At 73.0% G+C, this 21450-nt stretch carries 9 protein-coding genes; 4 read left to right on the top strand and 5 right to left on the bottom strand.

Annotation, left to right across the window (positions count from 1 at the left end; translation table 11 throughout):
* Positions 1-29: 29 nt before the first annotated feature.
* From ABT008_RS25005 to ABT008_RS24990, 4 genes are read right to left on the bottom strand one after another with little or no spacing between them, the layout of a single operon-like run.
* On the bottom strand, positions 30-6650 hold the full coding sequence (locus ABT008_RS25005; protein WP_350698950.1) for a non-ribosomal peptide synthetase: 6621 nt from the start codon (positions 6648-6650) through the stop codon (positions 30-32).
* Entirely contained in the window at positions 6637-10848 is a 4212-nt protein-coding gene (locus ABT008_RS25000; protein ID WP_350698948.1) for a non-ribosomal peptide synthetase, read from the bottom strand. Before ABT008_RS25000 ends, ABT008_RS25005 begins: the two co-directional genes overlap by 14 nt.
* Positions 10845-12626 carry a carbamoyltransferase family protein gene (locus tag ABT008_RS24995; protein WP_350698946.1) on the bottom strand — a complete coding sequence of 594 codons (1782 nt, stop codon included), beginning with the start codon at positions 12624-12626 and terminating at the stop codon, positions 10845-10847. The genes ABT008_RS25000 and ABT008_RS24995 overlap by 4 nt, the downstream gene beginning before the upstream one ends.
* Positions 12623-14560: an amino acid adenylation domain-containing protein gene (locus tag ABT008_RS24990; protein WP_350698945.1), complete on the bottom strand. Its 1938-nt coding sequence runs from the start codon at positions 14558-14560 to the stop codon at positions 12623-12625. The genes ABT008_RS24995 and ABT008_RS24990 overlap by 4 nt, the downstream gene beginning before the upstream one ends.
* 420 nt (positions 14561-14980) lie before the next feature.
* Between ABT008_RS24990 and ABT008_RS24985 the strand changes: the two genes are divergently transcribed.
* The 4 genes from ABT008_RS24985 to ABT008_RS24970 all read left to right on the top strand — a co-directional run bounded on the left by ABT008_RS24985 (position 14981) and on the right by ABT008_RS24970 (position 19351).
* Positions 14981-16261, top strand: a complete 1281-nt coding sequence (locus ABT008_RS24985; RefSeq protein ID WP_350698943.1) for an MFS transporter — start codon at positions 14981-14983, stop codon at positions 16259-16261.
* Positions 16262-16339: 78 nt separating this feature from the next.
* Positions 16340-17611 (top strand): cation:proton antiporter domain-containing protein, encoded by a 1272-nt coding sequence (locus tag ABT008_RS24980; protein ID WP_350698941.1) that lies wholly within the window; start codon positions 16340-16342, stop codon positions 17609-17611.
* A gap of 168 nt (positions 17612-17779) precedes the next feature.
* Complete coding sequence (locus ABT008_RS24975) at positions 17780-18820, top strand: trypsin-like serine peptidase (RefSeq protein WP_350698939.1); 1041 nt, start codon at positions 17780-17782, stop codon at positions 18818-18820.
* Positions 18821-18952: 132 nt separating this feature from the next.
* Positions 18953-19351 carry a carboxypeptidase-like regulatory domain-containing protein gene (locus tag ABT008_RS24970; RefSeq protein WP_350698937.1) on the top strand — a complete coding sequence of 133 codons (399 nt, stop codon included), beginning with the start codon at positions 18953-18955 and terminating at the stop codon, positions 19349-19351.
* A 29-nt stretch (positions 19352-19380) separates the two neighbouring features.
* Here the strand turns inward: ABT008_RS24970 and ABT008_RS24965 are convergent, their stop codons facing one another.
* The gene (locus ABT008_RS24965; protein WP_350698935.1) at positions 19381-21399 is read right to left on the bottom strand and encodes a sigma-70 family RNA polymerase sigma factor; all 2019 of its coding nucleotides are present in this window, start codon (positions 21397-21399) and stop codon (positions 19381-19383) included.
* Positions 21400-21450: the final 51 nt, after the last annotated feature.

Genomic DNA, 21450 nt, shown 5'->3' with positions numbered 1-21450 from the left:
CCCTTCGGAACTGGGCCGTCGGTGGCCGGCTAGGAGTTCGCCAGGAGCGCCCGGACGTCCTCGTCGGACATCGACTCGACGCTCTCCAGCGCCTCGGCGAGGAGGTCGTCCTGTTCGCCGAGCGCCTCGTTGATGGCCTTGGCCAGGTCCTCGACGTACGGCGCCTCGAGGATTCGGCGCAGTTCCAGGTCCACCCCGAACGTGGTGCGGATGCGGAACGCCACCTGCACGGCCTGGAGCGAGTGCCCACCGAGGGCGAAGAAGTTGTCGCCGATGCCGACCCGCTCGACGCCGAGGATGTCGGCCCAGACGGCGGCCACCTCCCGCTCCAGGGCGTCGCGCGGTGCCACGTGCGCGCCTGCGGTCTCGGGCCGCTCGGGGTCGGGCTCCGGCAGCGCCGCCCGGTCGATCTTCCCGTTCGGGGTCAGCGGCAGCGTGCCCATCACCACGAACGCCGACGGCACCTCGTACTCCGGCAGGCGCTCGGCCATGAACTCGCGCAACTCCGCCACGTTCACGGACGCGCCGGCCGCCGGCTCCGCGTAGCCGACCAGGCGTACCGGGCCGGTGCCGGACCGCAGCGCCAGCACCACTCCGGAAGCCACCGTCGGGTGGGCCACCAGCACCGACTCGACCTCGCCCAGCTCGACCCGGAAACCCCGGACCTTGACCTGGTGGTCGGCGCGGCCGACGAACTCCAGCGTCCCGTCGGCACGCCAGGCCACCACGTCCCCGGTCCGGTAGAGCCGCGCACCGGGTACGCCGGAGAAGGCGTCCGGCACGAACCGGTCGGCGGTCAGCCCCGGCCGGTTCCAGTAGCACCAGGCCACACCCGGGCCGCCCAGCCACAACTCACCGGGGACCCCGACGCCGACCGGACGGCCCCACTCGTCCACCACGTACGTGGTGGTGTTGGTGATCGCCGCACCGATCGCGCCGGAGCTGGCCGGCACCTCGGACAGCGGGTTGCAGGTCGAGATGCTGGTGACCTCGGTCGGGCCGTAGATGTTGTTCATCCGGGCCCCGCCGGCCTGCACCGCGGCGGCGATCGCACCGAGGTTGATCCGCTCACCGCCGATGTAGACCTGCTTGAGCGTGGTGAACGCGTCCGGGATCTCGTTGACCGTGGAGTTGAACAACGCGGTGACGATCGCGACGGCGGTGACCTGCTCGCGGCGCAGCAGTTCGACGAAGCGCGGCGGCGAGAGCGCCACGTCGGTGGGGACCACCACCATCCGCCCACCGTTGAGCAGCGGCCCCCAGACCTCGATCAGCAGCGGGTCGAAGGAGGCGTTGGAGACCTGGCCGACGGCGCGCAGTTCCTCGGGCCGGATCAGGTCGGTGTCACGGACCAGCCGGACGATGCCGCGGTGCGGCACGATCGCGCCCTTGGGCCGGCCGGTGGAGCCGGAAGTGTAGATGAGGGTCGCGGCGTCCTCGGCGACCGTTCCGGGGACGGTGGTCGTCTCCCGGCCGGTCGGCGACGGTGTCACGTCGGTGATGTCGACGGTCTCGCGGCCGGTCAGCGGGAGTTGGTCGAGCAGGTCCCGGTGGCCGACCACCACCCGCACGTCGGTGTCGGTCAGCATGAACTCCAGCCGCTGCGCCGGGTAGTCCGGGTCCAGCGGCACGTACGCGCCACCGGCCCGCAGCACGCCGAGCATCCCCACCACCAGGTCGGCGGAGCGCCGGCAGCACAGGCCCACCAACGAGCCCCGGCCCACGCCCGACTCCGCCAACCGGGCCGCCAGCGCGTCGGCGCGAGCCACCAGCGACGCGTACGACAGCGACAGCTCACCGTCGACCACCGCGACCGCGTCCGGCGACGACTGCGCCCACCCGGCGACCAGCGCGTCCACGGTCAGCTCCGGGGACTGCTCCCGGGCGGTCCGGTTCCAGCCGTCGACCTGGGCGCGTTCGGCGGGCGAGGTGAGGTCCACCTCGGACAACGACCGGTCCGGGTCGGCCACGAGGGAGCGCAGCGCGGCCAGGTAGTAGCCGCGTACCCGCCGGATCTGCTCCGGCGAGAACTCGGTGGTGTGGTAGTCGAGCCCCATCAACAGGCCGCTGGCGCCCGGGTCGCGCAGGAAGCCGCAGACGAACGGGTAGTTGGTCGGCTCGACCCGCATGGTGGTGAACGAGTTGATCTTCGGGTCGACGATCCGGACGTCCCGGTCGGCCAGGCCCCGCATGACGTGGAAGTGGTTGTAGACGAAGTGCGACTCGTAGAGCGACTCCCCGCCGGCCAGGCGCTGGATCTCCGCCATCGGGAAGCGGCGGTGCGGCAGCAGCTCGTTCTCCTCGTCGAGCATCGCCCGGATCAGGTCGGCCCAGGTGCCACCGGCCACGGTCGCCGTCACCGGCAGCGAGTTGAGGAACAGACCCCGCGACTCGGTGCCGTCGAGCACCTCCAGGCGGCCGTTGAAGGCCATCCCGGTGGACACCTCACGGCTGCCGGTCAGGTGGGCCAGCACCCGCATGTGCGCGGCGAGCAGCACGCTCTTCAGCGGTACGCCGACACCAGCGGCCACCCGCTCCAACCCGGCACAGAGGTCGTCCGGGATCTTCGTCTCCAGCCACCGGTAGAAGTCGGAGTGTCCGGGCGGCAGTTCCCACTCCAGCAGCGGCTGCTCGTCCGGGGCCGGCTCGGCCTGCGGCAGCGGCTCCACCTCGGCGCCCTGCGGCCAGCGCGGCAGCCGGAGCCGGTTGGCCTGCCGGACCCGCGCCGACCAGAACTCCCGCTCCTGCGCCGAGGCGAGCGCCTCCCGCTCGGCCTCGACGAACTCCCGGTAGGTCGAGGCGGGCTTCGGGTCGGCACTGCTCGACGGGTCCCGCATCAGCTCCATGTAGCGCTGGAGGATCTCGGTGATCGAGGAGTGCAGGCTCCAGCCATCGAGGATGGCGTGGTGCTCGACCAGGGTCCACTCGAAGGACTCCGCGCTGCGCCAGTGGAAGACGAAGCGCCACAGCGGCGGCCGGGCCAGGTCGAACGGGACGTCGCGCAGCCCCTCGATCACCTCGACGATGCGGCGGTCCTGCTCCTGCTCGTCCAGCTCGCGGACGTCGTACACCTCGATCGGCAGGTCCGCCTCGCGGTGCACCACCTGGAGCATCTCGCTGTACTCGCTGAGGTGGAACGAGGTCCGCAGGATGTCGTGCCGGTCCACGATCTGCCCGATGGCCCGCCGGATCAACGCCTCGTCGAACGGGGCGCGGACGTGGAAGCTGTCGACGTTCTGATAGAGCCGACGTCCCTCGTCGGCCTCCATGTGGAAGATCATCCCGGCCTGGAGCACCGCCATCGGGTACGCGTCCACCGCGTCCTCGGGCAGCCGCTCCCGGTCCGCCTCGGAGATCAGCGCGAAGGGCTGCCGCTCGGCGGCGGGGGCCTGCGCGGTGGTGACCGCACCGGCCAACGCGGCGATGGTGGTGCGCTGGAAGAGCTGCTGCAACGAGAAGTCGAGCCCCTTGGCGCGGGCCAGGCCGATCACCTGGACGCTGCGGATCGAGTCGCCGCCGAGGTGGAAGAAGTTGTCCTCGACGCTGACCTGGTCGAGTTCCAGGACGGTCGCCCAGATCTCGGCGAGCGCCTGCTCGGTCTCGTTGCGGGGCGCCACGTACGGTCGGGCCAGCGCCGGCCGGTCGACGCCCGGCTCCGGCAGCCGCCGCCGGTCGATCTTGCCGTTGGCGGTCAGCGGGAAGGCGTCGAGCACCGTCACCACCGACGGGATCATGTGGCTGGGCAGCGTCGGTTCGAGGAACTCGTGCACCTCGGGGACGGTCAGGTCGCCGTCGGCCACCAGGTAGGCGACCAGCCGCCGTTCGGTGCCCGGCTCGCCGTGCGCGATCACCAGGCAGGCGCTGACGGCGGGGTGGGCCAGCAGCGCGGCCTCGACCTCGGCCGGCTCGATCCGGAAGCCCCGGATCTTGACCTGGTGGTCGAGGCGGCCCAGGTACTCCAGCGTGCCGTCGGGACGCCAGGTCGCCAGGTCACCGCTGCGGTAGCGGCGACCGCCGGGGTTCGTCGGGTCGGCGACGAAACGCTGCGCGGTCAGCTCCGGCCGACGCCAGTAGCCGTGTGCCACACCGTCACCGCCGACATAGAGCTCACCGGGTACGCCGATCGGGGCGGGCCGGCCGTACTCGTCCAGCACGTGCAGGCTGAGGTCGGCCACCTGCCGCCCGATCGGGCTGTGCCGCTCGGCCAACAGGTCGGCGGTGAGCAGGCAGTACGTGGTGTGCACCGTGGTCTCGGTGATGCCGTACATGTTGACCATCTCGGGGCTGGTCTCCGGGTGCCGGGTCCACCAGCGACGCACCGCGTCGGGGTCCAGCGCCTCACCCGCGAAGATCACCACCCGGACGGCCAGGTCCGCCCGACGCCGCTCGTCGACGGCCTCGAACTGCCGGAACGCGCCCGGCGTCTGGCTGAGCACGGTGACCCCGGCCCGCTCCACCAGCTCGTAGAAGGCCTCCGGGTCGCGGCTCTCCCAGTAGCGCACCACCGCCAGGGTGGCGCCGTGGGTCAGCGCGCCCCACGCCTCGAAGACCGAGACGTCGAACGAGGCGGAGTGGAAGAGGCTGAACACGTCCTGCGGGCCGAAGTGGAACTGCTCCTCGGTGGCCGCGAACAGCCGCAGCACGCTGCGGTGCGAGACCATGACCGCCTTCGGCAGCCCGGTCGAGCCGGAGGTGTAGATGAGGTACGCGGGGTCGTCGACCGCCGGTGGGACGAGGTCCGGGGCGTCGGAGGTGTCGGCGCGTACCGCCTCCTCGATCGCCACCGTGCGGACGTCCTCGGGCAGCGTGAGGTCGGCCGGGATCGCGTCGCTCTGCGCCACGACGACCCGCAGGCCGCTGTCGCGCACGATGAAGTCGAGCCGGTCGGCCGGGTAGTTGGGGTCCAGCGGCACATAGGCCGCGCCCGCCCGCAGCGCGCCGAGCATCCCGACCACCAGGTCGGTCGAGCGGCGGCAGCAGACACCCACCATGTCGCCCCGGCCGACACCGGCCCGGCGCAGGGTGGCGGCCACCGCGTCGGCGGCGGCCAGCAGCTCCGCGTACGTGGTGCGGGTCTCGCCGTCGAGCACCGCGACGTGGTCGGGGCGCTGCCGCGCGTGCCGGGCGACCAGGTCGCCGATGGGCGCGTCGACGGGGCAGGTCCGGGTGATGGCCGACCAGCCCTCGATCGTGGCGCGCTCCGGCTCCGGTAGCCCGCAGACCTCGGCGACGGACCGGTCCGCATCGGCGACCAGCCGCTGCACCAGCGTGAACCACTGTGCGGCGAATCGGTCCATGGTGGTGGCGTCGAAGAGGTCGGTGGCGTACTCCAGTTCCACCCGCATGCCGCCGCTGCCGGCGTCGTAGACCAGCAGGGTGAGGTCGAACTTGGCGGTGCCGGTGTCGATCCCGACCGGTGCGGCGGTGACGTCGTCACCGAGCCGCCACCCGGCGGGGTCCTGGCGTTGCAGCACGAACTGCACCTGCACCAGCGGCGACCAGGCCAGCTCGCGTTCCGGCGCGAGCGCCTCCACCAGGGCCGCGAACGGCACCTCCTGGTGGTCCTGGGCGTCGGCCGAGGCGGTCCGGACCCGACCGACCAGGTCGGCGAAGGTCGGCGCGCCGGACGTGTCCACCCGTACGGCGAGGGTGTTGACGAAGAACCCGACCAGGTCGTCCACCTCCGGCACCGGCCGACCGGCGACCGGCGTGGCCACCACCACGTCGGTGCGGCGCGACCAGCGCCCGAGCAGCAGGGCGAAGCTGGCGAAGAGGACGTCGAAGACGGTGCTGGACCGCTGCCGGGCCAGCGACCGGACGGCCTCGGCCACGTCGGGCGTCAGCTCGGCGTGCCGGGTACGTCCGGCGTAGCTCTGCACCGGGCGGCGGACCCGGTCGGCGGGCAGTTCCAGCACCGGCGGCAGGTCGTCGAGCTGCTGCCGCCACCACTCGACGCCGTCGGACAGACGGTCACCGACGAGTTGGTCCCGCTGCCAGGCGGCGAAGTCGCCGTAGCCGAGGGACCGGTCCCGGGCCGGGGGGCGGGCACCGGCGACCAGCGCCCGGTACGCCTCGGCGAGTTCACCGAGCAGGATCTCCAGCGACTGTCCGTCACAGGCGACGTGGTGGATCGACAGCCAGAGCAGCCACCGGTCGTCGGCGTGCCGGATCAGACCGGCGCGCAGCAGGGGCGCCCGCGACAGGTCGAACGGTTCGGCGACGGCGGTCCGCGCCGCGTCCAGCGCCGCCGCCTCGGCTCCCGTCCCGGCGGTACGCAGGTCGTCGACCCGCCACGACACCGGCGTGCCCGCCTCGGCCCGGAGCAGCCGGGGCCGGCCCACCTCGGTGTCGATGGCGGTCCGCAGCGACTCGTGCCGGTCGACCAGGAGCTGCACGGCGGCGCCCAGCGCGTCGGGGTCCACCGCGCCGGTCAGCGCGAAGGCGACCGGCACGTTGTAGAGCGGCAGTCCGGGCCGCCAGCGGTCGAGGAACCAGAGGCGTTCCTGACCCGGCGACAGCACCGTCGGCTCACCGGTGGCGGCGATGACCGGACGGGCGGTGGTGTCGGTGATCCCCGCCTGCGCGAGCAGGTGGTCGATGAGGTCGTCCTCGGTCGGCCCCAGCGACCCGGCGGAATCAGTGGTCGTCACCAGTGTTCTCCTTCGTTGCGGACGCGGTGCCGAGTCGTGCGGCGCGTTCGGTGGGGCTGAGTCGGCGGACCTGCATGACGACGGCGGCGATCCGGTCGAGCCGGCCGGCGTCGGGTCCCTCGGCGCGCAGGCGTCGGGCCAGGTCGGCGACGGTGGGTTGTTCGACGAGGTGGCGCACGGAGACCGGGGTGCGCAGCGTGCGCTCCAGCCGGCCACAGACCTGCACGGCGTGCAGCGAGTGCCCACCGAGGCCGAAGAAGTTGTCGTCGAGGCCGATCTCGGCGACGTCGAGCACCTCGCCCCAGGTCTCGGCGATGATCTGTTCGAGCGGATCGGCCGGCGCCCGGAAGGCGGCCTGGTCGGCCCGTTGGTCGGTGTCCGGATCGGGTAGCGCCGCCCGGTCGATCTTGCCGTTCGGGGTCAGCGGCAGCGTGTCCATCACCACGAACGCCGACGGCACCGCGTACTCCGGCAGCCGTTGCGCCAGGAACTCGCGCAGCCCCGCCACGCTGACCGGGGCACCCGCCACCGGCTCCACGTAGCCGACGAGCCGTACCGGGGCACCCTCGGACCGCGCCGCGACCACCACCGCCGAGGCCACCGCCGGGTACGCCAGCAGCGCCGACTCGACCTCGCCCAGCTCGACCCGGAAACCCCGGACCTTCACCTGATGGTCGGCGCGGCCGACGAACTCCAGCGACCCGTCGGGCCGCCGGAACACCACGTCCCCGGTCCGGTACAACCGGGCACCCGGCAGGCCGGAGAAGCCGTCCGGCACGAACCGGTCGGCGGTCAGCCCCGGCCGGTCCCAGTACCCCCAGGCGACGCCCGGCCCGCCCAGCCACAGTTCGCCGGGGACCCCGACGCCGGCCAGGTGACCCGCGTCGTCCACCACGTACGCCCAGGTGTTCCCGATCGCCGTACCGATGGCTCCGGTGCTGGTGGGTCGCGAAGTCAGCCGGGTGTAGGTGGCGAAGGTGGTCACCTCGGTCGGGCCGTAGATGTTGTGCAGCCGCGCCGGACCCCGTCCACCCTCGACGACCCGGCCCACCGTCCCCGGATCGAGGCTCTCGCCGCCGAAGTAGAGCTGGTCCACACCGGCGAAGGCGTCGGGCACCGTGTTGACGGTGGCGTTGAACAACGCGGTGGTGATGAAGACCGTGGTCACCGACCGGGTACGCAGCAGCGCGGCGAGCCCCGACGGGGAGAGCACCGTCTCGGTGGGCACGATCACCACCTGTCCGCCGTTGGCCAGCGCACCCCACACCTCGAAGGTGATGGCGTCGAAGCTGGCGTTGGCGAGCTGGGCGAGGACGGTCCGTGGGGTCAGCTCGACGTAGTCGGCTCCACCCACCAGGCGGGTGATGCCGCGATGCGGCACCACCACGCCCTTCGGGTCACCGGTCGAGCCGGAGGTGTAGATGACGTACGCGGCGTCGTCGCCGCCACGCGCCGACCGGTCCGGTTCGGCACCGGCGATCGGGGCGACCGCACCGGCGGCCTCGGGCAGGGTGACGGCGTGCCGGTCGCCGAGCGGGAGCTGGTCGAGCAGATCCCGATGCCCGACCACCACCCGCACGTCCGTGTCGGCCAGCATGAAACCCAACCGCTGCGCCGGATGGTCCGGGTCCAACGGCACGTACGCGCCACCGGCCCGCAACACCCCCAACATCCCCACCACGAGATCGGCCGACCGCCGACAACAGAGCCCCACCAGCGAGCCCCGCCCCACCCCCAGGTCCGTCAACCGCGCCGCCAGCGCGTCGGCCCGGGCCACCAACGACCCGTACGACACCGACACCTCGCCGTCCACCACGGCCACCGCGTCCGGGGACGACCGGGCCCACTCGGCCACCAGCGCGTCCACGGTCGACCCGGCGGGGTAGTCGCGGGCCTGCCCGGCCCAGTCCAGGAGTCGGCGCTCCTCCTCGGCGGGCAGCGCGGACACCGACGCGACCGGGGCGTCGACGTCGGCGAGCAGCCGCTCCAGCAGCACCGTCCACTGGGTGGCGAAACGCTCGGCGGTGGACGCGTCGAAGAGGTCGGTGGCGTACTCGACCTCGACGCCGAGGTCCGGTCCGCCGGTGTCGACCACCGCCAGGGTGAGGTCGAACTTCGCGGTGCCGGTGTCCACCGAGTCGAGTTCGGCGACCAGGCCGTCGGACTCCCAGCGGCCCCGGGCATGCTGGTTCATCCCGAAGGCCACCTGAGCGAGCGGGGCCCGGCTCTGGTCACGGTCCGGGTCGAGCGCGTCCACCAGGGAGGCGAACGGGATCTGCTGGTGTGCCTGGGCAGCGGCCGAGACGGCGCGTACCCGGTCGACCAGGTCCAGGAAGGTCGGCGCGCCGCGCAGGTCGGCCCGCAGCACGACGGTGTTGACGAAGAAGCCGACCAGGTCGTCGAGCTCGGGCAGCGGACGCCCGGCGGCCGGAGTCGCCACCACCACGTCGGTCCGGCCCGACCAGCGGCCGACCAGCAGCAGGTACGCGGTCACCAGCAGGTCGAAGAGGGTGACCGAGTGACTTCTCGCGGCGGCCCGCAGCGTCGACACCGTCGAGGGGTGCAGCCGGTGCCGCAGGGTGGCCCCGGCGTGACTGGCCACCGCCGGGCGACGACGGTCGGCGGGGAGTTCCAGCAGGCTCGGTGCCCCGGCCAGCCGCTGCCGCCACCAGGCCACCTCGTCGGCGATCACCTGCGGGGTCAGCACCTCGCGCTGCCAGGCGGCGTAGTCGGCGTACGTGGGCGCGGGTGAGGAAGGGTCCCTTTTAGTACACGAGGCGTTAGTAGGGGGCCCTTCCTTACCGAAGAGCTCGGCGAGCAGGATGTCCAGCGACCAGCCGTCGCAGGCGGCATGGTGGACGGAGAGCCAGCAGAACCACTCGTCGTCGGCGATCCGGACCAGCCCACCGCGCAGCAGCGGGGCCTGCGCCAGGTCGAACGGTCGGGCGACACCGGCGGCGGCCAGTCGCCGCCCCTCCCGCTCACCTCCGGCACGGGCGTCCGCCACGGTCCAGTCGATCTCGGTCCGGTCGGCGGTGCGGGCGACCGGACGGCCGTCGACCGTCGCCAGCGCCGTGCGCAGCGCCGGATGGGCGGCCACCACCGCCCGGACGGTGTCGTGCAGCCGCTCGGGGTCGACCGGGCCGGTCAGGCGCAGCAGCACCGGCACGTTGTAGAGGGCCGAGCCGTCCCGCAGCCGGTCCAGGTACCAGAGCCGTTCCTGCCCGAACGACACCACCGGATCGCCGGTGTGCGCGGTGAGGGCGGGCAGCGCGACCGCCGGCGCACCGGCGTCGACAAGCGCGGCGAAGTCGGCGAGGACCGGGTGGGCGAAGAGCTGGTCCACGGTGAGGGCCACCCCGCGCTCGGCCGTCGTCCGGGCGACGACCTTGGCGGCCAGCAGGGAGTGCCCGCCGAGGGCGAAGAAGTTGTCGTCGGCACCGACCCGGTCCAGGTGCAGGACGTCGGCCCAAACGGCGGCGAGCAGTCGCTCGGTCGGGGTGGCCGGCTCGATCGGCTCGCCGGTGGGCAGGCCCTCCACGGCCGCCGCCACGGCGTCCGTGGCGCCCGCGCCCGGCAGGTGCCCGGTGCCCGCCACCAGGGCGGTCAGGATCCCGTCGAGCCGGTCCAGGTGGGCGGCGACGCTCACCGGGCCGTACCGGTCCTCGTCGTGGTCGCAGCGCAGCACCAGCCGCCCGTCGCGGGCGGTGAACTCCAGGACGGCGTCGCACCAGACGATCTCGTGTTCGAGGTCCGCGACGTCGCCGGGGTCGAGTCCGCCGCCGAGCGCGCCGAGCGGCACCACGGCGATCCGTACCTCGCCGTCGCTCGCCGGACCCGCCGCCGGCAGCGCCGATGCGGTGCGCTCGGCCAGCCGCCGCAGCGGCAGTTCCGGTTCGACCGCGCAGTGCACCGCGCGCAGGGCGACGCCGTCGGTGGCGTCGGCGACGATCACGCCGACCACCGCCGTCGTCGCGGCGGTCCGGCCCCGGTCGCCGGCCACCAGGGCCTGCGTCGCGGCGGCCAGCACCGCCGCCGGGGTGGTGCCGAGGTCGACGGCGAGGGCGGTCAGGTCCGCCTCGCTGACGGCGAGCGCCCGGCTGACCTCACCGCGACGGAACGACAGGCCGGGCATCACCTCGTCGTCGGCGGCGAGGGTCGCGGCCACCAGCGGATCCCGGCTGACCTCGACGGTCATGGCCGGCCCTGCCCGGCGTCCGGCGGCGTGACCGTGTACGCCCCGATGACCAGGCGGGACAGGCCGCCGCGCAGCATCGTGTCGACGGCGATCTCCGGGGTCCGCACGATGGGCTGCCCGCGCAGGTTGAACGAGGTGTTCAGCAGGACCGGGATGCCGGTCCGGTCGGCGAACGCGGTCAGCAGCTCCCAGAGCAGCGGGTTGCCCTCGCGGGTGACCACCTGCACCCGGGCGGTGCCGTCGAAGTGGGTGACCGCGCCCAGCGAGTCCCGGTGTTCCGACCGGGTACGGGTGGTGAACAGCATGTGCCGGAACCGCTGCTCGTCGCCCGGCTCGATCTCGAAGTACGTGGACGCCGCCTCTTCGGTGACGACCGGCGCGAAAGGACGGAAGTCCTCCCGGCGCTTGATCAACGCGTTGATGTGGTCGCGCATCCGCGCGTCCCGCGGGTCGGCGAGGATGCTGCGGTTGCCCAGCGCCCGGGGGCCGAACTCCATTCCGCCCTGGAACCACGAGACGACCTCGCCGGCCTCCAGCGCCTCGGCGGTCTCGGCAAGCAGCCGCGCCCGCTCCGGCACGTGCCGGACCACCACGTCGGTCCGGCTCCCGACGGCCGCGCCGATCTCCTCGTCGGTGTACGAGGTGCCCCAGTACGGCATGGACATGGCCGGGATCCGCGTCGCCGGTTCCTGCTGGGCCTGCACGTAGAGGGCCGCTCCGACGGCCGAACCGTCGTCGCCCGCGCCCGGCGGGATGAAGATGCGCTCGAACAGTCGGCTGCGGGCGATCACCCCGTTGGCGGAGCAGTTCAGGGCGACGCCACCGGCGTAGCACAGGTCCCGCAGCCCGGTCTCGCGCCGGAAGTGCCGCAGCACGTGCACCAGGCAGAGTTCCACCACCGCCTGGAGGGCGGCGGCGACGTCCCGGTGCCGCTGCTCGACCGGGGTACCCGGCTGCCGGGGCGGGCCGAAGCGCTCGGCGAGCAGGGCCAGTACGCCCCGGTGCGTCTCCCGCTCGCGCAGGTCCCGGTCGGCAGCCAGCGCGGAGACCGTGAACGTGCCGCCGTCGAGCAGCTTGACCAGCTTCGACATCTCGGCGAAGTGGGCTCGCCGGTCACCGAAGGCGGCCAGGCCCATCACCTTGTACTCGTCCATCATCATGTCGAAGCCGAGGTACATGGTGAAGACGCCGTACAGCGTGCCGATCGAGTGCAGCGCCGGGATCCGGTGCAGCACCTCCAGCTTGCCGCCGGTGCCCGCCGCCACGGTCAGGCTCTCCGTCTCCCCCATCCCGTCGGCGACCAGGACCAGCGCCTCGTCGTACCCGCTGGGGTAATAGGCGCTCGCGGCGTGGGCGAGGTGGTGCGGGACCGGCACCAGCTTCGAGGCCCAGTCCACGCTCGGGAACTCCCGCCGCAGCCAGGTCAACTGCACGTCGGGGTCGTAGACCTCGGCGTACCGGGCGGCCAGGTACGGGTCGGACAGGTCCAGGTCGGCGGCGCGGTGGGCGAATCCGTGTGCGACGACGTCGATCTCGTCGGGGGTGACCCCGGTCCGCCGGAGCGCGTCGCGGATCGCGTGCGCCGGGAAACCGCCGGTCGCCTTCTCGGCGGTGTACCGCTCCTCGGCCGCCGCGGCCCGCACCACACCGTCCACGACGAGTGCCGCAGCCGAGTCCAGGCCCTGCACGACCCGGTACTCGCGGGCACCGAGGTCCGGCAGCTCGCGGCGTTTGAAGTCGACGCTGTTGTGCAGCCCGCTGATGCCCAGAACCTTCATGATGGCGTCTCCTCGGAGCCGGCCCGACGGTGGATGTGTGCCGTCGCCGCCTCCCGCAACGCCCGCCGGTCGACCTTCTGGCTGGGCGTGAGGGGCAGCTCGGGTAGCGCGACGATCCGTTGCGGCAACAACGCGGTGGGCAGCGACGCCGCCAGGTGCTCGCGCAGCGCCGCGTCGGTGACCGCCGGAGCGTCGCCGCCGCTGCGCACGTAGAGCACGAGCCGCTGGTCGTCCTCGGCGGCGCTCACCACCACCGCCGCCGCCTGGGTCACCGCCGGGTGGCGCTCGGCGTACGTCTCGATCTCTTCGAGCTCGATCCGGTGTCCCCGGATCTTGACCTGGTTGTCGGCGCGCCCGTGGTACGACAGCGTCCCGTCCGGACGCCAGGCGCACAGGTCACCGGTGCGGTACTCGTCGTCCCGGAACACCGCAGCGGTGCGCTCGGTGTCGCCGAGGTATCCGACGGCGAGCTGCGGACCGCCGACGTGCAGTTCACCGACCTGGCCGACCGGCACCGGCCGCCCGTCCCGGCCCCTGACGACGGCGACGGTGCCCGGCAGCGGTGCGCCGATCGGCACCGGGTCGGGCACCGGCCGGTCGAGCCGCTGCGCGGTGCACCAGATGGTGGCCTCGGTCGGGCCGTAGACGTTCCACACGGTGGCCCCGGTGTCCACCAGGCGGGCGGCCAGGTCGGCGGTGACCGCCTCGCCGCCGCAGAGCAGCGTCCGCCCGGTCAGGTCGCCCGACAGGTGCGGCAGGATCAGCCGCCACCCCGACGGCGTGGCCTGGATCAGGTCGGGCCGGGCGGCGTCGAGGTATCCGCCCAGCCGGGCCGGGTCCCGGCGCGTCGCGTCGTCGACCAGCAGCAGCCGGCCGCCGGTGGCCAGCGGCAGGAAGAGTTCGAGCAGCGAGATGTCGAAGGTGAGCGCCGTCGTGCCGGCCACCGTCGGGGTGCCGGGTGCCAGCAGGTCGGCGAAGGTGACGACACAGTGCGCCAGCGCCGCGTGCGACACCCCGACCACCTTGGGCCGGCCGGTCGAGCCGGAGGTCGACATCGCGTACGCGAGGTCCGCACCGACCGGCGGGTCACCGGCGGGAAGTGGGGCGTCGGCGGGGGCGTCGTCCGGTGGCGCGACCACCTGGCAACCCGGACGGGTCACCGCGTGCGGATCGGCCAGCACCGCGAACCGCGCGTCCGCGGTGTCGAGCAGGGTGTCCAGCCGGGCGCGCGGATGCCCCGGGTCGACGGGCAGGAACGCGGCCCGCAGCGACCACACGGCCAGCAGGGTGACCACCAGCTCGGCCCGGCGGGGCAGCCCGACCGCGACCACGTCGCCGGGCGCCACGCCGGCCGCACGCAGGACGTCCGCGTACCGGTCGGCCGCCGCGACGAGGTCGGCGTAGCTGACGCTGCGGGTGGCGTCCTCGATCGCGGTGGCCTGCGGCCGGGCGAGTGCCTGGGCGCGGACCAGGGCCGGCACGCTGTCGCCGGGGGCCCGGCCCGGGTGGTGGGCGGCGGCGACGATCCGCAGGTCCTCCTCGCCGCAGAGGTCGATCGCCCCGACCGGTACGTCGTCCGCCGCCCCGAGGACGCGCGCGACGCGCCCGGCCAGCAGCGCCGCGTCGGCCGACGGCGTGACGTCCGCTCCGGTGACCAGGATGTGCGGCCCGTCGCCGTGGTCGACCCGGATCGTGGTGTCGGGGCCGAGGCGCGCCACCTGCTTGCCGACGAGCGCGCCGAGGACCGACCGGCGGGCCCGCCACGGCGCCGACACGGTCACCGACCGGCCGGTCGCCGGATCGGTCAGCTCACCGGTGACGGTCGGCGCGGCACCCGCGTGCGCGAGCACCAGCAGACTGGCCGCGACCGTCTCGACATTGACCGACGCACTCGCCCCAGCGGCGTTTCCCGAAGCCACCAGCGATCGCGTCATCGCGCACTCCCTAATACCGGCGGGGGCAGAGAAAAGCAATTCATCGCGCTGCCGTCCACCCCATTCATGCCGGACGAGTGATCCTTGAATTACTGTCCGTGTCCGGCAATTGGATCGGGTCCCGCCGGGTTACGAGGCAGCACGCTAGGAGTGACCGGATCGGGGTGTCAACGGCCACAGCCGGGCGGAACCAATCGGACATGTCATCGAGGACTGGGTCAGATACCCCGGTTGCCTCGTCATCTTCGGGCCGTTTTTGCCTAATTCCGGAGCGCGCCCGCCCATGGGGGAGCCGGCGGCACGCTGGCAGAACTGTGCCAAGTGGAAACCGATCCGCCCCTTGCGCTGGTCTTTTGTGTGACCCTTGGAGGCAGCCTTTTGGCCGCACCCGCGTTGGCGCCCTTTATCAAGGAGAAGGACATGTCACGGATTCTTGCCACGCGACGGATGCGGCTTTTCGTATTGGCGGACACGGCGTCCAACCTCGGTGACTTCGCGCTGTTCCTCGCCATGACGATCTGGGTCAAGACGATAAGTGGAAGCACCTCGGCCGCCGCCCTGGTGATGTTCTCCTTCGCCGCCGGCAGCCTTCTCCTGCCCGCCGCCGGGCTGCTCTCCGACCGGGTACGCCGACGCCCGCTGCTCATCGGCGCGAACCTCGCCCTCGCCGCGGTCGTCCTGCTGCTGCTCCTGGTCGGCGGCGCCCACCACGTCTGGCTCGTCTACGTGGTGATGTTCGCCTACGGCGCGCTGGGTAGCGTGACCGGTCCGGCACAGCTCGCCCTGCTGCCGTCTCTCGTCTCCAAGGACCTGCTGGGCGACGCCAACGGGCTGATCCAGTCGGTCCGTGGCCTGATCCGGGTCTTCGCGCCGGTGGTCGGCGCGGGCCTGTTCGCCTGGCTCGGCCCGGAGGCGGTCATCCTCATCGACGCGGCACTGTTCGTCCTGGCCGCCGGAGCCCTGCTGGCGATCAAGGTGGAAGAGACCAAGCCGGTTCCGTCCGGCGAGCCCTGGCGCACCGAGCTCACCGCCGGCCTGCGCTTCATCGGCCGCACCGTGACGCTGCGCCAGCTCGTCATCTCCTGTGGACTGGCCATGCTCGTGCTCGGCTTCTTCGAGGCGATCGGGCTGGCCGTGGTCACCGCCGGGCTGGACCGCGAGCCGACGTTCCTCGGCGTCCTCGGTGCGGCGCAGGCGGTCGGGACCATCATCGGTGGGGTCTCCGCCGGCGCGGTCCTGCGCCGGACCAGCGAGAGCATGACGGTGATCATCGGTCTGTCGATGGTCGCCGTCTCCAGCATGCTGCTGATGATCCAGATGACGCCACTGGTGATCGCCGCGATGGCGCTGCTCGGCCTCTGCGTCCCGTGGCTCGTCGTCGGCGCCACCACCGCCCTGCAACGCCGTACGCCGGAGCACCTGCTCGGCCGCGCGTCGGCGGCCTTCGAGTTCGCGGTGACCGTGCCGCAGACCCTGTCGATCGCCGTCGGCGCGGCGCTCATCGCCCTGCTCGACTACCGGCTGCTGCTCGGCATCGTGGCCGCCGCCGTCACCGTCTCCGCCGTCTATCTGGTGACCCGCCCCGAGCAGCCCAGCGACTCCGGCGAGCAGCCCACCGCCGGGCAGCCGGACGACGTGCCGCCCGGCGACGTGCTGGCCGCCACCGCCAAGCCGGTCACCACGCCGACGTCGGACCGCTAGGCACCGCCCACCACCCCACGGCCGGACCGCCGTCGTTCGACGGCCGACAACTCTCCGCTCTCACCAGGAGACACGCCCATGTCTTCGCATCAGGTCCCGTCACTCCTTCTCGCGTTGGCACTGATCTCGCTGCTCGCCTTCGGGGCGGGCGCGGTGGCCCGGCGACTGCGGCAACCTCCCGTCATCGGCGAGGTCGTGGTGGGTATCCTGCTCGGCCCGACCCTGTTCAACGGCCTCATCTCCGACACCCTCTTCCCGACCGACATCCGCCCGTTCCTGACCGCTCTGGCGACGATCGGCGTCGTGCTGTTCATGTTCACCGTGGGGGCCGAACTGAACGCCTGCCTGCTGCGAGGGCGCCGGGTGGTGGCCGGCACGGTCGCCGCCGGCTCGATCGCCCTACCGTTCGGCCTCGGCGCGCTGCTGGCCCTCTATCTGTTCCCCCGGCACCCCACCGACAGCAAGCTGGGCTTCGTGCTGTTCATGGGTGCGGCCATGTCGGTGACCGCGTTCCCGGTGCTCGCCCGCATCCTGATCGACCGGGGCCTGAGCCGCACCTGGCTGGGCAGCGTGGCGCTGGCCTGTGCCGCCATCGACGACGTGCTCGCCTGGACGCTGCTCGCCGTCGTGGTCGCGGTCGCCGGGGCCGGCGCCGGATCCGTCTGGGTGCTGCTGTTCGTGCCGTACGTGCTGGCGATGTTCCTGGTCGTCCGGCCACTGCTGCGTCGCCTGCTGGCCGAGGGCACCGAGGGTGGCCCACCCCGCCCGGCGGCGCTGGTGATCACGCTGGTCGGGCTGCTGCTGTCGGCGGCGTTCACCGACTGGATCGGGCTGCACTTCATCTTCGGCGCGTTCCTGTTCGGCGTGGTGATGCCCCGCTCCGTCCTGCCCGAGCAGGGCGTCACCGCCCAGGTCAGCGAGCGCATCACGCACCTGAACAGCATGTTGCTGCTGCCGATCTTCTTCGTGGTCGCCGGGCTGAAGGTCAACCTGTCCACCATGGACGTCAGTGACGCGATCGAGCTGGGGCTGATCCTGGCGGTCGCGGTGGGCGGCAAGTTCGTCGGGGCCTTCGCCGCCGCCCGTCTCGGTGGGGTGGCACCGCGACCGGCGAGCGCACTCGCCGTCCTGATGAACACCCGCGGCCTGACCGAGCTGATCATCCTCGCCGTCGGTCTGGAACTCGGCATGCTCGACGGCCAGCTCTACTCGTCGATGGTGGTGATGGCGCTGGTGACGACCGCGATGGCCGGGCCGCTGCTGCAACTGCTCTACCCGATGCCCACCGGCCGGGACACCGCGCCGCCGCACGCGCCGGACCTGGAACCGGCGGGCACCCCGGCCCGGTAGCGCCCGACGGCATACCGTGGCGGCGCGTCGCCCGACACGCCGCCACGGTATGCCATCTGTCCGAAACTGAACGTAGCGGTGTCGACGGACAGACAGAGACGAGTCTGGATCATCCGGACCGATATAGCTTCCCATCGACAGCGTCACCGTTCGATGAGGAGGGCCCACGTGACCCGCACACCGTCCATCACCGCCCGACTGCGGATCATGCTCGCCGTCGGCCTGGCCGCCGTGCTGGCGTCGGTGGTCGCCGCCGCGCCGGCCACCGCGGCCCCGACCACCACCGCCCGGTCCGGCGCGCACGGCGCAGTCGCCGACTCCGGCTCCGTACCCAGTTCCGCTCTCTCCGCCAGCGTGCAGCGCGGCATCGACGGCTCCCGGGGCGGCGGCGTCACCGGCGCCGCCGGCACTGGCGCGGTCCGGCCCGGCGGGCTCCGGTTCGACGCCGGTGGCCAGGCTCTGAAGGCGGGCGGCGCTTCGGCCGGCGTGTTCAGCGTGATCGGCACCGACAACCGGGTCCGCGTCGACCCGACCACGGTCTTCCCGTCCCGGGCGATCGTGCAGATCGTCCGGACCACCGGCGGCTCCACCTGGGGATGCACCGGCTGGCTGTACGGGCCCAGCATCGTGGCCACCGCCGGGCACTGCGTCCACCCGGGTGGCGGTGCCAACGGCGGCGGCGGCAACGGCTTCTACCCGCGCGGCGACTTCCAGATCATCCCCGGCCGCAACGGGGCCTCGACGCCGTACGGCACCTGCACCGCGACCCAACTGCTCTCGGTAACCGGCTGGACCCAGGACGGCAGTGAGACCAACGACTACGGTGCGATCCGGCTCAACTGCTCCGCCGGCAACACCACCGGCTGGTTCGGCTTCTGGTGGCAGAGCGCCACGTTGACCGGCACCGCCAGCACGGTCAGCGGCTACCCGTGCGACAAGACCTTCGGGCAGCAGTGGCGGCACGCCGGGCAGACCATCCAGGTCACCCAGGACCGGCAGGTCTTCTACCAGAACGACACCTTCGGCTGCCAGAGCGGCAGCCCGGTCTACCAGACCCGCCCGGCCGGCAGCTCGTTCTGCGCCGGCGAGTGCGTGATGGCCATCCACGCGTACGGCGTGCACGGTTCCGCACCGCACTCGACCAACAACCACGGCACCCGGATCACCGAGGCCGTCGCCAACAACCTGATCACCTGGCGAAACGGCTGACCGGAATCGGACGTGGGGTGGGGGTGAAGTGCCCCCACCCCACGGAACCGCCGGCCACTCCGGCACGTCCCAGTAACTGTCCGTCACCACGAGCGAGGGAGCAGTTATGTGCGAGCGGAACGGGGTTCCGGCATGACCAGGGGGCGCCTCGGGGCGCTCGCCCTACTGGTGGCCGCGCCGTTGCTGATCGGGGCCGGTCTGCTGGTGTGGCACGGCGACCGGTCGGTTTCGGACGACGGGCCGTCACCACCTTCACCCCGGAGCGACACCACCGGCATCGTTACCGGCACCGCCGCCACCGCCACCGGTGATCCCGTGCAGGGCGCCGCCGTGCTGGTCGAGTCGCTCGACGACCCGGCACCGGCGATCGGTGAGATCGGCGTCCTCACCGGCGACACCGGGCGGTACGAGTGGCGCCTCCCGCCCGGCCGGTACGAGATCGTCGTGGACACCGGCGAGCGGATGAGTGAACCGCAGACCGCCACCGTCACGGCCGGCGTGGTCACCACACTCGACTTCGTCCTGCGCTGAACCGTCGACCTCGGGCACGGCCGGTGCGGTCAGCGGGCGGCCCGGAAGGCGCGCCCGACCTCGGTGGCCTGGCCACCGGGACGGAACAGGCCGGTCTGGTCCTTGTCGCTGGCAGGCAGCCCGAACCAGGCGTACCGGTGCAGCCAGGGTAGCCCGCGCAGCATCCGGGTCGCCTCGGTGAGGAACGCCGCCTGCTGCGCCTGGGTCGGGAAGCGGACCCCGTTCGAGAAGTCGATCAGCGCGAACTCGGTGAGCCAGATCGGCAGCCCGTACCGGTCATGCACCGCCTGGAGGTAGGAGCGGAGCTGGCTCACCGCGTTGGCGGTGCGGAAGTCACCGCCATACCAGTGCAGGGCGATGAAGTCGACCCGTAGGCCGCGTTCCTTGACACCGGCCATGAAGCGGTCGAGCCACTCCCCCGGCCGGTCCCCGCCCCAGGCCACCGCCGGGCTGCCCAGCGGCAGGCCGGTCGCCTCCAACTGCGGCCACAGGTCCAGCGCCCGCTCCACGCTCATGTTCGCCTGGCCGTTCAGGTCCGGCTCGTTGAACCCGAGCAGGTACTTCCCGTTCTGCCGGGCCTGCCGCAGATTGGCCGCGGTGACGCTGTCCGCGCCCCAGATCATCGGCACGAACTCGCTGCCGCGCGGGGTGGTCACGCCCGGGTGCGCGACGCTCCAGGTGTAGTACCAACTCGCCCCGGAGTCGGCCAGCGCCCCGTTGACCCCGTCGAAGGTCCAGACGCCGACGCCCTTCTTCGTCGAGGTGGCGGCGGGCGGTGGCGCGGCCGGGCGTACCGCCGTGGGTGTCGGACGGGACGACGGGCTCGCCGACGGTGACGTGCCGGCGGCCGGGGTGGTGGGTGTCGCGGACGGCGTACCGGGCGAATCCGGGGAGGCCGGCGGCGAGGACGCCTCGAACGCCGGTGCCGCCACCGGTGGCGGTGGTGCCGCCGGTGCCGGCGTCGGACTGGTCCGCTGCGCGACCGCGATGGCACCGACCGCGAGGACGACCACCGCGACGGCGGCGGCGACCGGCCCGGCGACCTTGGCCGACCCGGCCGGCAGGAGGCCCGCCAGCCCGCGCGGGCGGGCCGCATGCACACCCCCGGGCGCACCGCCGCCGGTCTGCACGACGGCGGTGCGCCCGAACGCCTCGACCGTCGGGTCCGGGGTCGGGGCGTGGGGGCTCACCGCGCCGGCCCGTGGGGTGACCGGCGCGACGTTCGGGATAAGGGTGGGCGACAGCGGCAGGTGGGTCAGCACGCTCTCGGCCACGGCGGGCGGGACGGGCAGCAGCGGGAGCCCGGCGAGCAGCCGGTCGATCGGGAACAGCTCGCCGCCGGAGCCGCCGCACCGGCCGCACTCGCGGACGTGGCGGGCCAGGCGCTTGCGCCACAGCGGGTGGGGCGTGCCGTCCCAGCCCCGGGTCAGCTCCTGCATCCCGGCGCAGCCGGTGGTCCGCAGCGCGCGGACCACGCTCCGGGCCGCCTCCAACTGCTCCTTCATCCGCTGCACCCGCACCGCCGCGTGGGCCGGGGTGAGGCCGAGGGCGGCGGCCAGCTCGGTGCGGTCCAGGTCTCCGGTCGACTCCAGCCACCAGAGCGCCAGCAAGGTCTGGTCGTCGGGGTCCAGCCAGCGGGTCGCCTCGGCGACCTCCCGCCGTTGGTCGGTCAGGCCGAGCCGGAGGATCGTCAGGCCGGCGAAGTCCGCCGCCGGATCCGGGACGCCGTACGCGACGTCGAGGTCCGAGGTGTGCTCCTGCGCGGTACGGCGCCGTTGTTCGCGATCACGGACCTGGCGGACCGCGATGGCGATCAGCCACGACCGGTAGGCGGTCGGGTCCCGCAACTCGGTCAGGTACCGCACGACGCGCAGCAGCGTCTCCTGGACCACGTCGTCGACGTCGGCGTGCCCGCGCAACGCCCGGCCGACCACGTTGTAGACCAGCGGCAGAGAGGCCGCGAGCAGGGCGTCGAGCGCCTGTGGTTCGCCGGCGCGGGCGGCGATCACCAGACTCGCGTCCGCGCCACCCCGGTCTCCGACCCGCATACCCGCCACTCCTCCACGTGATCGCACCGCCACCGCACTCCGGGCGGACGA

Origin of the sequence: Micromonospora sp. NPDC002389 (genome assembly GCF_040296095.1) — a bacterium.
Taxonomy (GTDB): domain Bacteria; phylum Actinomycetota; class Actinomycetes; order Mycobacteriales; family Micromonosporaceae; genus Micromonospora.
This window is presented reverse-complemented; position numbering and strand designations above follow the sequence as displayed.

Bases quoted from the DNA above. Each gene is read 5' to 3' on its own strand.
- ABT008_RS24990 (WP_350698945.1), bottom strand. From the start codon at position 14,560: ATGACGCGATCGCTGGTGGCTTCGGGAAACGCCGCTGGGGCGAGTGCG.
- ABT008_RS24995 (WP_350698946.1), bottom strand. From the start codon at position 12,626: ATGAAGGTTCTGGGCATCAGCGGGCTGCACAACAGCGTCGACTTCAAA.
- ABT008_RS24985 (WP_350698943.1), top strand. From the start codon at position 14,981: ATGTCACGGATTCTTGCCACGCGACGGATGCGGCTTTTCGTATTGGCG.
- ABT008_RS25000 (WP_350698948.1), bottom strand. From the start codon at position 10,848: ATGACCGTCGAGGTCAGCCGGGATCCGCTGGTGGCCGCGACCCTCGCC.
- ABT008_RS24980 (WP_350698941.1), top strand. From the start codon at position 16,340: ATGTCTTCGCATCAGGTCCCGTCACTCCTTCTCGCGTTGGCACTGATC.
- ABT008_RS24965 (WP_350698935.1), bottom strand. From the start codon at position 21,399: ATGCGGGTCGGAGACCGGGGTGGCGCGGACGCGAGTCTGGTGATCGCC.
- ABT008_RS24970 (WP_350698937.1), top strand. From the start codon at position 18,953: ATGACCAGGGGGCGCCTCGGGGCGCTCGCCCTACTGGTGGCCGCGCCG.